This is a genomic window from Desulfotomaculum sp. (genome assembly GCA_003513005.1).
GTDB lineage: Bacteria > Bacillota > Desulfotomaculia > Desulfotomaculales > Nap2-2B > 46-80.
Map to the genome: position 1 here is coordinate 1 of DOTD01000043.1, position 10,967 is coordinate 10,967.

The following is a 10,967-nucleotide window of genomic DNA, read 5'->3' on the forward strand; positions in this document are numbered from 1 at the left end:
CTGGCTTATCATTTACTTATTGGTATTGAGGCAGGTTTACGGGAACAAGGAGATACACGTCAATGGTCAACGATTAAAAAGATTCTTTGCACACACACCAGAAGTACAATAATTTTACATGGAGAGGAAAACAAGATTTACAGTATCCGGTTATCCAGCCAGCCGGAACCAGAGCAACGGGATATCTATAAGAAACTTGGGATCAAGGACCCTCTGAAAAATAAACATACGGTTTTGCACCGCAGAATGTAGTACCTAATTTTTTCGATGGATCGAGGCTGCAAGGGGAGTTCGGGGTTTTGGAGGGGAAAGTTGGGTTAAGGCATTGCCCTCACCAAACAAGGAAGCAAAATGAACGTCCCCTTGCTTCAGGAAGCAAAATGCGCTAACGTCCCCTTGCTTCGCTAGCTTTTCAAGATCTCCAGCCGTTCGTTGACGGCCTCCATGGCTTTTTTAAGTTCGCCTTCTTTTGCTCTTTCCTTTTCAACTATCTCAGGGGCGGCTTTTTTCAGGAAGCTCTCGTTGTTCAGCTTGCCCTGTACCCGCTGGAGGTCCTTCCCGCTGGCCAGCAGATCCTTTTCCAGCCGGGCGATCTCTTTCTCAATATCGATCAAGCCTTCCAGGGGCATAAAGATCTCCACGCCTCTGGCGACCGCGTGGACGGCCCTGGCGGGTTTTTGATTCAAGTTTGAGGAAACTTCCACACGGCAGGCTGCAAGCTGTTCAAGATAGGAAGACCAGCTGCCGAGGAAATTCTTCGTATCTTGTGGCGCAAGCAGGATAATAGCGGCTTTTTTGCCCGGCGGGACGTTCATTTCACTTCTTAAGCGCCGGATCGAACGGGTAATCTCCATCAGGTCGAACATCCCCGACTCGGCGCCGGGATCCCGCAAGTTCTCTTCAAACTCCGGCCAGGAAGTTTTCATGATGGTTTCTCCCTGATGGGGCAGGCGCTGCCAGATGTCTTCAGTTATAAAAGGCATAAAGGGGTGCAGGAGTTCCAGTGTCCCTTTCAGGACCCTGACCAGCACGTGCTGGGCTGTCTGCCGCGCCGCGCTGTCTTTACCGTAAAGCCTTGATTTGCACAGCTCCACGTACCAGTCGCAGAATTCGTTCCAGGTGAACTCATAGATAATTCTGGCCGCTTCTCCCAGTTCGTAGTTTTCCAGGCAGGCCGTCACACTGGAAGCCGTGTCCTGAAAACGGCTTAAAATCCACCTGTCGGCCAGTGTATACGACTTATCCGACGGATTGGCGCCGGGATCGAAATCCTGTAAATTCATAATCACAAAACGTGAGGCGTTCCAGATCTTGTTGACGAAGTTGCGCGCCCCGTCAAGCCTCTCAAAATGGAAGCGCAGGTCGTTGCCCGGGGTGTTTCCGGTAACAAGCATGAAGCGCAGGCTGTCCGCGCCGTATTCTTCGATTACATCGATGGGGTCGACGCCGTTACCCAAAGACTTGCTCATTTTACGCCCCAGAGCGTCCATGACTAGCCCGTGGACAAAAACTTCGCGAAAGGGGACCTCGTTCATAAAGGCCAGCCCGCTGAAGATCATCCTGGCCACCCAGAAAAAGATAATATCCCTGCCCGTGACCATAACCGAAGTCGGGTAAAAGTATTTGAGATCTTCGGTCTGTTCCGGCCAGCCCAGAGTGGAAAAGGGCCAGAGGGCGGAAGAGAACCATGTGTCCAGCACGTCGGGGTCCTGTTCCAGGTCTTTGCTCCCGCAGCGCGGACAGCTTTCAGGATCTTCGGGCGCCGCAATTATATTGTCGCACTGCTGGCAGTACCAGACGGGAATCCTGTGCCCCCACCAGAGCTGCCTGGAGATGCACCAGTCCCGTATATTTTCCATCCAGTTCAAGTAAATTCTCGCAAAGCGCTCGGGAATATAAACGATTCTGTTTTCCCGGACGGCCTCAATGGCCGGTTTGGCCAGGGGCTCCATCTTCACAAACCACTGCCGGGAAAGCATCGGCTCGATAATCGTGTGGCAGCGATAGCAGTGGCCTACGGCATGTTCATGGTCCTCGATTTTGATCAGGTATCCCTGTTCGTCGAGGTCTTTGACAATGCGCTTGCGGCATTCCCAGCGGTCGATGCCCCGGTAAGCCGCTCCCGCGTCTTCCGTCATTGCCGCGTCGGGCCCGATCACCTGCGGCGAGTCCAGGTCGTGCCTTTTGCCGACCTCGAAGTCGTTGGGATCGTGGGCTGGAGTTATTTTGAGAGCACCGGTCCCAAACTCCCTGTCAACGTACTCGTCGGCGATCAAAGGCATTTCCCGGCCGACTAGGGGGAGGAGCAGCGTCTCCCCGACTATGCTTTTAAAGCGCTCGTCGTCGGGGTGGACCGCCACAGCCACGTCTCCAAGCATTGTTTCCGGACGCGTGGTGGCAATGATTACGCTTTTCCCGCCGCGCTTGGCGGGATATTTTATATAATACAGGTGTCCCGGCACCGGCAGGTGCTCCACCTCGATATCGGAAATAGTTGTATGGCATCTGGGGCACCAGTTGACTATATAGTAGCCGCGGTAAATCAAGCCCTGCTCATAAAGCCGGATGAAGACTTCCCTGACCGCCTTTGAGCAGCCCTCGTCCATGGTAAACCGTTCGCGGTCCCAGTCACAGGAAGATCCCAGCCTGCGTAGCTGCTGGGTGATGCGCCCGCCATATTTTTCTTTCCAGGCCCATACGCGGTCAAGGAATTTCTTCCTGCCCAGTTCAGTCCTGGACGTTCCCTCGCTGGTTAGTTGTTCCTCCACCTTGGCCTGGGTGGCTATGCCGGCATGGTCAGTGCCCGGCAGCCAGAGGGCGTTGTACCCCTGCATGCGGCGCCAGCGGGTTAGGATATCCTGTAAAGTGTTGTCCAGGGCATGTCCCATGTGCAGCTGCCCGGTTACGTTGGGCGGGGGCATGACAATGCAGAAGGGTTTCTTTTCTTGATCAATCCTGGCGTGAAAAAATTTATTTTCTTCCCAGAAGCGGTACCATTTCTTTTCGACCAGCCCGGGATCGTAAGTCGTGGCCATTTGTTCGGGCATTAAAAAATTCCTTCCCTTTCCGGATTTTATTCTATCGTCTAAAATATGTTATCCGTTTAGGATAAAAGTGTCAACTTTATTAGGACAAGTTATATCCTGAAAATAATCTTGTATTAGTAAGGTCAACTGCCTTCGTGCTCATTTTGCAAACCCAAAATCTCAGCTGGCTGATAAGAAAGCAAGGAGAACCGTCTCTTGCTTCATGAACTGGTCTTAACTCCTTTCTTGCCGCGAATCACTGCGACAAACAGCGCTAGAATGGGGATACCGAAATATATAAGAGAGCCGTAGTTCCACATCAGCTTTAAAAGGTCGACAATCACAGTCATACTGGGAAGTAAAAGGCCTATGGAGAAAATTATTATTCCCAGTGGAAGGACAAGCGGTTTTTGGTCTTTAATCCTGAATACTTTGCAGTAGATGCTTGTAAAAACATATAAGTTAATGCCTGCGGCAAGAATTGCGCTGATGCTCCATAGAAAAATATAGACTGACTCGAACCGATGAAAGAACGTTCCAAACTCGATCGCCCTGGTTAACGCCAGCACGGGAATAGTTTGTTCTTCTAGTACACTATTGGGAAAAGATAAATCTAAAACCAAAAAGCCGGCAATAAGAAGCAGCCCGGAAAAAAGAACGGCTGCCAGGCCCCCCTTTTTGAAACGCTCAATATCCTGGAGGGAATTGATAAATAACGCCAGAATCAGAATATCCCCGTAAGCGGTGCTCCTTCTTATGCCTATTATGGCAAGATGCTCAATTCCCCCGTCAAAGAGAGGAAAAAGATTGTAATATTTATACAGAGGCACAGCCAATATAAAAATACTTATAATACTGATTCCGTAAAGCCAGATGAAGGAGGAAACCGTTCTGGCAAGAGTCTCAAAACCATGGTAGATCATAATCAAAACCGGTACCAGGAAAAAAATAATGATCATGCTTGGGGGGGTAAGCGGATAGATATATACCTTGACCGCTTCTGAGAACTCACGTGTAAACATTACGGAATTAAAAAGAATTGCTGCAGCTAAAACAATGCTGATTACGCTCCCTGCTATTTTTCCAAAAACCGTTTCAAACACTGAAACGAGGTCCTGCCCGGGAAACTTTTTCATCAGCAGGAAAATGAACAGAAAGCCAACCAGGGCTGTAGAAACAGCAACTAATTGCTCAAGCCACATTGCCGGCCCGACCATTTCCGCCAAATCCCTGGGACTGGCGAAAAAAAGCTTGGCCGTAATAGCCATTAAAACAAGGCAGGTTGCCTCATAAACTCCAATCTTTCCCTCCCTGAGCAATCTCTTCACTCCTTTTCCCCGAAGGGCGATTCTCCTACGATCCATCCCCCGGAGATTTTTGGCTGTCATTTTATTAAGGGCATAAACAACCAATTTGAAATAAACAATCCGGTTTGAAAATAAAGTAAAATTATCTTACTAAAATTATGGCCAGGAGAGGCGCAGCCAGAGTCAGCGCCGCCAGAAGCAGTATGCCGGCTACTGCCGGCCAGTCGCCTTTGGTCCAACTGTATCTGGCAAACCCCAGCAGCCGGCCGATGGTGTAAAGGACCAGAAGATAACTAACATATCTCATTCCGCAGCCTCCTCCCTTACACTGACAAAGGGTGATTCCTTCAAAAGCATGCCGGTTCTTCGGATTATAAAGTCTACTTTAGTATTTACCTGCGCGGTGGGAAACTTTTCAGGCCAGTTATAGCTGTCCCATTCTTTTTCGGTAAAAAAGTGAGTTATGGCGCCCCTGCCAAAACCAAAGATATCCGAACGGAACTCATTCTGGCATTTGTCGACTAAGCTGTCCATTCTCTCCCTGATCTCTTTCTCAAAAGCTCTTTCCAAAACAGCCTTCTTCTCTTTTCCTTCATAGTGTACGTTGCTCTGCACGGCCAGAATCTCACCCTCCAGCCTCACCGTCAGATCTACAACAGGCCGGTCGCCTTTTACATTAACATTGATCTGGGGCCTTCTGGCCGGGCGCACGTCCAGCGCCACAATGCAATCTGGCGCTTCAGGGTCTTTGATTGTGAAGAAACCTCTTCGCAGATCGCCCGTCACCATACCCAGGGCTCTCGTTTCCTCACCGTCAAGGACGCCGACCATCTTCGGGCTGCGGAAGACGGCGGCGCCGAAGAAATCCCTCTTGACGCCTCCTTGACGGGGAACATCACCGGCAACGTACTCCCCGCCGCTGACCGACTCCTGACGCTGACCTTCCCCGGGCTGCTTTAATTTAAGCGGGTTGACTCCGCCCAGTATGGCCACCGGTTCTTCAATGTCTGATTCCAAGCCATTGTAAAAATCAAAAAACCTCCCCCGGGGTAAAAAAGAATCCCTGACCTGCTGAGAAAGAATCAGCGAAAAGGCTTTGGCCGGGCGCATGCTTAAGAAGGTTTTGTTTTGCGCGATAAAATCGGCGGCCTTTCCCCTGGAGATAACTATATGCGTTGATTTTCTAAATTCCCTGTAACGAGGCAGGCCCATGATGATTTTTACAAAGTCATCCGATCTGGCCATTTCCTCGGAAAAGATAATAAATTTTGTATGCATAATGGATATCTTTCTGGAAGTAGTTATATTTGCCATATTAATGCCGGTATATACGGAAGGGCATTCCACAGTCACGGTCTCGGTAGCGCTAGCCTGCCCGCCGTCTTTTTGCTCCCCGTTGCTCCCGCCTCCGCCCCTGAAGCTGGCCATCTGCAGGGTAAGCCGCAGCCTGTCGGTTACACCCTTGTCAAAGCCCATTACCAAAACGTAGGCAATATCGTCCGGCTCCCAGCGGTCGTAGCAACCGGTCGCGCCAACAGGCAGTATGATGACAACAAGTAATACGAGGATTATTTTTTTAATCAGGTTACTGCGCATCACTCTTTACTCCTCTCTTGCCGCGGGCTGCAGCGATAAGCAGCGCCAGCAGGGGGATGCCGAAATAAATTGACCAACCGGAGCTCCTTAATAATCCTAACAAGCTGACAATCACGGTGGTGCTGGGCATCAAAATGCCGATTGAGAATAATATTATACCAAGCGGAAGGACCAGCGGCTTTTGGTCCTCAATCCTGAATACCTTGCAGTAAATGCTTATAAAAGCATATAAATTGACACCCACGGCGAGCATTGCGCTGATGCTCCAGATAAAAACATAGATGGGATCAAACCTATGAAAAAATGTCCCGAACTCGATAGCTCTCGTTATCGCATATGCTGGAATTGCATTTTCAGAAGCTACAGATCTTGGGAAAGACATGTTATAGGCCAGAAAGCCGGAAATTAGAAACAGCCCGGAAATTATAACGGCTGTCAGACCTGCTTTTTTAAAATGCCCGAACCCCTGGAGAGAATTGATAAATACAGTTAGAACGAGGATATCCCCGTAAACTAAGGTCCTGTTCAGAGCGGTTATGGCAACGTGACCAATTCCTCCGTCAAAAAGGGGAAAAAGATTGGAAAAATTATATTGAGGACCGGACAGTATTAAAATACTAATAAAAGAAATTAAGATGATCCAGACGAATGAGGAAACTGTTTTGACAAGGCTCTCAAAACCAAGGTAGCTCATTAAGAGCACCGGCGCCAGAAAAAAAATCATAATCATACTTGGGGGGGTAGACGGGAAAATATATGCCTTGACAGCTTCCGAAAACTCACGGGTAAATAACACTGCGTTAAAAAGAATCACTGCAGCTAAGATAAGGCTAATCAGGTTTCCGGCAATCTTTCCGAAAACCGTTTCTAATACGGAAACGAGGTCCTGTCCCGAAAACCTTTTCATAAGCAGGGAAATCAACAGAAAGCCAACCAGGGCCGCAGAAACAGCAATCACATGGACAAGCCAGCCGGCCGGGCCGACTGTTTCCGTCAACTGCCTGGGGCTGGCAAAGAATACTTTAACAACAATTGAAGTTAAAACAACGCTTATTGCCTCAAAAACTCCAATCTTTCCTTCCCTGAGCACCTTTTTACTCCTTTTCTCCCGCGGGCGGCTCTCCCTTGACCCATCCCATGGAAACCCCAGGCTGTTTTATCTTATTAAGGGTATTTAACTCATCGGGTCTTCTTTCACGTTTCCAGATAGGCTTTCTGATAATCAAATCTCCGGAATCCTGTGTCCTTGGCCACGCCGGAGCAAGGAAGGGGACGCCGAAACTCTTTATGCTGCACATCATGGCTCCGAGCAAGACGAGTCCGGCCGACATTCCGAAGAACCCAAGCGAAGCGCCCAGGGCAATAAAAAAAAATCTGAAAATCCTCACCGCGAAGGCAAGCGTGTAAGACGGAATCGCAAAATTCCCCAACGCGGTGACAGCCACGACGATGATCAGGATAGGGCTGACGATGTTGGCCGCAACAGCCGCCTGGCCAAGGATCAGGGCGCCGATAATTCCCAGGGTGGTCCCGATTATGCCGGGGACCCTGAGCCCTGCCTCGCGGATCAGCTCAAACGATATTTCCATCAGCAAAAGCTCAACTATACTTGGGAAGGGGACAGCCTCCCTTGAAGAAGCGATGGAAACCAGCAGTTCCGTAGGGATCATCTCCTGGTGGAAGTTGACCAGCGAGATGTAAAGAGCGGGCAGCAAAAGAGCTATCAGTACCGCAAAAACCCTGATTAAACGCAAAAAAGTTCCGAACTGCCAGCGCAGGTGCACATCCTCGGGACTGTGAAGAAATGTTGAAAGCGTAGCCGGGACAACCATGGCCAGGGGGGTGCTTTCAGTCAGTATAGCTACCCTCCCCTGCATCAGGTGGGAAGCCACCCGGTCAGGGCGTTCAGTGGTGAGGACCTGGGGCACAATCTTCCAGGGATCGTCCTCGATAAACTGCTCGAGCATCCCGTCGCCCATAACAAAATCAGCTTTTATGCTTTTCAGCCTTCTCTTAACCTCTTTAACCAGCGAGGGGTTGGTGATCCCCCTGACATACATGATACTGGCTCCGGATTGGTCCGAGTCGCCGACAGTCAGGAATTCGTTGACCAGGTCCTTGTTCTTAATAATCCTTCTGATCTGGATCATGCTTGTCTTCAGGTTTTCGGTGAAGGCCTCCTGGGAGCCCTTGACCACCGCTTCTATGATAGGCTTGTCGATGTTCCTTTTCTCAAAGCCTCTCGTGTCGACAGCCAGGCATTTTCCGACCCTGTCAATAAACAGGACGGTAACTCCGAACAGCGCCTGGTTGATCGCGCTGTCGTAATCCGTTAAATCGGCAACCTGGTGTACAGACAGAACGTTTTCTTTGACGTAATCAAACATGGAACCGCCTTCATACTTATCGTACAAGTTACGGTTCATCAACTGCCGCAGGATAAAGTTGTTGATCACATCACGGTCGGCCATGCCGTCTATAAAAACTAAAAAGGCGTCCACTTTTCCGTTCAGCTTAAAGTCGCGCACGACCACATCGACGCTTGTGGGAACGTTTAATTCTTTTTTGATCAATTCCCTGCTGAAATTAATGTCGGGGGAAACGCCAGTTTCTTCTTTTGAGGCATTTTGCTTATTTTCTTCGGGTTCTTTGGGTTCTTTCCGGCTCCTGACTCTTCTTAATAAGCCGGCGCTGGTTTGTCTTTTAATCTCTTTTTCTTTCTCATCCTTTTCATCTTTATCTTTATTCTCATCCTTTTTCTTTTCACCAGCCGCCTTCATTAAATCATCCTGGTCCATATAATTTTTCAGGTCGGCTTGCCCCATATCTTCCGCCGAAGCCCGGTAGTTTTCCTCGTCACCCAACTCGGGCAACACGAAAGTATCGTGTTCGGGGGGCTGGTAGGTGAATATCGAACCCAACTTTGCAAAGAAACCCTGTTTTTTCTCTTCCGCCAAGGTTTTAAATCCTCCTTAGCATAGACTCACAGAGTATATTCTTTGCACTCCATCTTGAAAAATACATTTAACCCTGATCATGGCGCGCCACGCGGGACAGCCATGGGGACGGGGCTGTTCGCCCATACCTCCTCCAACGCGCCTACAACCCTATGGACTGGTACTCGTGGGGAGATAAAGTATCTTAAAAAGCAAAAAATAAAGACAAACCGCTTTATGTTCTGCACTGTCACTTTCAATCCGCATACCACCGTGCTTTTGGCTTTTCCACGAACATCAAGCTTGTCCAGTCCCCCACGCTTCAACGCCGAATTGCTTCCTTCGATTCCTGCACGCTTGCTGGTGTTCTCTTTGCGGCCTGTTTTCATTTTTTCCCGTTCCCGGCCGGCATTCACTGTCTTGAGGTTAATGCGGACAACGCAATCCTTGGCTTGCTTTTTACTGTAGCATTGTTCACGAAACTCGCAGTTGGCGCAGGCCTCATGAGGAAAGTGAGCTACTGTTTGTCCTCCGCTGACCCCGGCGTGTTTAGGAACGTACCCTCCCGGACATTTATTAATCACATTGGTGGTTTCAGCCATGTCAAATTCGGTTACGGGAATTTTCTTCGCAGGCTCCGTTCCGCTCATGTTGGTGAGGTGGATTTCTATTCCGTTTTCTTCTGCGGTTTGATGAACATCCTCAGAGTGGAAGCCGCCATCTACATACATGTCGGTACAACCGGTGTTTTCGCGTATCCCCTGGAGACGGTCTGCAGGATTTCCACATCGCTGGTATTGTTGGGAGCAACGGTGTAATCGGTAATGAGCTGAAAGGGGTTTTTCTTGTCACAGGTTTCGGATATTTCCAGCACATAACCGCTTTGGCTCACATTCCCTTTCTTGCGATAGGTGGCATCTTCATCATACGCTGACTGGAGGGAACCGGAGGTGATTTCCTTTTGGGGCTTAGGTGTCAGTTTGCCGCTTTCAGTTGCAGTTGTGGATTGTTCGGCCAGAAAACGTTTGAGAATCCTCGCTTCTTCCGACTCCTGCTGTGCTCCCAGTATCATCAGGGCTTCCTGGCAGAGGTTTAGAAGCAGTGTAAGTTTGCTGTCCCCTTCCTGGGCTTTGACTCGATAGAGGACATCGGTTTTGAAGTCGGCTTCAAGCGCTTTGGCAAGGGGGTCTGTAAGTTTCTCTTTGGGGATCGCTTTGACCGCCTTGACCAAGACATCATAAGCCAGAGACATCCGCCCGGCCGCCGGATTTCCCCGGAGGTGTTAGCCGTTGAAGCTGCCCTCTTCTTTTACCCCCCTTTTTCACAATTATGTTTTTGACACAAGCATAAGGGACGTTCTTTTTGCTTCCTTGTTTGGTCTATTTTAGAATCACAGGCATAATTTTGAGGATTACGCTTTGGGTCGGGTTGACCTTTATGCCCCCGGAATTTTGATGCTCGAACTTATAAATGCCTGCAATTGAAGATTGCGTCTCTTTAAGATTGATGCAGATAGTAACGCCAGCAGTCCATATTTGATTTTTTAAAGCCCTGGGAAAGGTAAAACCCCTGGGCAGGCCGATTATCTTTATCAACCAGTAAAGTAATTCTAGCATAGCCTTCTTTTTGGGCCAGCTTCTTTATTTCCCCCCAAAAATACTTGCCCAGACCCTTTCTTCTTGTACTTTTTTTAATAATAAAATCTTCTAATAAAATAACCTTGCCCCCTGTCGCCGTGCTCACGGTTACTAAAAGATTGGCCATGCCCAAGATTTCTTTCTCTTTTTTGAGCAATAAAAGAATACCGTAGTGGGAGTTTTCCAAAATGAATTCCAGTCCCTGCCGTTGTTTGTGCCAATCGGGAGTAAAATCTTTCTCCAGCGTAAAAAGCTCCTGCAATAACAAACTCATTTCCTCAATGTCTTTCTTTCCGGCTTTACTTACGGTAAACATATTTTCTCCTTCCATGATGCAAATCACTTAAAGATTCATTATGTAATGGTCAGTAAGGTATTTGGTTAGCCCAACCTTCCCCTCCAAAACCCCGAACTCCCCTTGCAGCCTCGATCCATCGAAAAAAATTAGGTACTACATTCTGCGGT

The 10,967-nt window shown here is 48.9% G+C and carries 9 protein-coding genes; 1 reads left to right on the forward strand and 8 read right to left on the reverse strand.

Annotated elements, in window-relative coordinates; translation table 11 throughout:
* On the forward strand, positions 1–252 hold a 252-nt coding region (locus DEH07_05230), incomplete at its 5' end, for a transposase (protein ID HBY03940.1).
* A gap of 152 nt (positions 253–404) precedes the next feature.
* Here the strand turns inward: DEH07_05230 and DEH07_05235 are convergent.
* The 8 genes from DEH07_05235 to DEH07_05270 form a co-directional block, all read right to left on the reverse strand.
* Positions 405–3,047, reverse strand: a complete 2,643-nt coding sequence (locus DEH07_05235; GenBank protein ID HBY03941.1) for a valine--tRNA ligase — start codon at positions 3,045–3,047, stop codon at positions 405–407.
* A gap of 200 nt (positions 3,048–3,247) precedes the next feature.
* Positions 3,248–4,438, reverse strand: a complete 1,191-nt coding sequence (locus tag DEH07_05240; GenBank protein HBY03942.1) for a hypothetical protein — start codon at positions 4,436–4,438, stop codon at positions 3,248–3,250.
* 198 nt (positions 4,439–4,636) lie between these two features.
* A complete protein-coding gene (locus tag DEH07_05245; protein HBY03943.1) occupies positions 4,637–5,929 on the reverse strand; it encodes a hypothetical protein in 1,293 nt (430 codons plus the stop codon).
* A complete protein-coding gene (locus tag DEH07_05250) occupies positions 5,919–7,079 on the reverse strand; it encodes a hypothetical protein (GenBank protein ID HBY03944.1) in 1,161 nt (386 codons plus the stop codon). The genes DEH07_05245 and DEH07_05250 overlap by 11 nt, the downstream gene beginning before the upstream one ends.
* Complete coding sequence (locus DEH07_05255) at positions 7,024–8,886, reverse strand: spore germination protein (protein ID HBY03945.1); 1,863 nt, start codon at positions 8,884–8,886, stop codon at positions 7,024–7,026. The genes DEH07_05250 and DEH07_05255 overlap by 56 nt, the downstream gene beginning before the upstream one ends.
* Positions 8,887–8,963: 77 nt before the next feature.
* The gene (locus tag DEH07_05260; protein HBY03946.1) at positions 8,964–9,596 is read right to left on the reverse strand and encodes a hypothetical protein; all 633 of its coding nucleotides are present in this window, start codon (positions 9,594–9,596) and stop codon (positions 8,964–8,966) included.
* Positions 9,587–10,117, reverse strand: a complete 531-nt coding sequence (locus DEH07_05265; GenBank protein HBY03947.1) for a hypothetical protein — start codon at positions 10,115–10,117, stop codon at positions 9,587–9,589. Before DEH07_05265 ends, DEH07_05260 begins: the two co-directional genes overlap by 10 nt.
* A 245-nt stretch (positions 10,118–10,362) precedes the next feature.
* On the reverse strand, positions 10,363–10,833 hold the full coding sequence (locus DEH07_05270; GenBank protein ID HBY03948.1) for a GNAT family N-acetyltransferase: 471 nt from the start codon (positions 10,831–10,833) through the stop codon (positions 10,363–10,365).
* Positions 10,834–10,967 lie beyond the last annotated feature (134 nt).

What these genes read in the sequence shown, in the direction of transcription:
- DEH07_05235 (HBY03941.1), bottom strand. Translation starts at nt 3,047, where the DNA reads ATGCCCGAACAAATGGCCACGACTTACGATCCCGGGCTGGTCGAAAAG.
- DEH07_05245 (HBY03943.1), bottom strand. Translation starts at nt 5,929, where the DNA reads ATGCGCAGTAACCTGATTAAAAAAATAATCCTCGTATTACTTGTTGTC.
- DEH07_05260 (HBY03946.1), bottom strand. Translation starts at nt 9,596, where the DNA reads ATGTATGTAGATGGCGGCTTCCACTCTGAGGATGTTCATCAAACCGCA.
- DEH07_05265 (HBY03947.1), bottom strand. Translation starts at nt 10,117, where the DNA reads ATGTCTCTGGCTTATGATGTCTTGGTCAAGGCGGTCAAAGCGATCCCC.
- DEH07_05270 (HBY03948.1), bottom strand. Translation starts at nt 10,833, where the DNA reads ATGGAAGGAGAAAATATGTTTACCGTAAGTAAAGCCGGAAAGAAAGAC.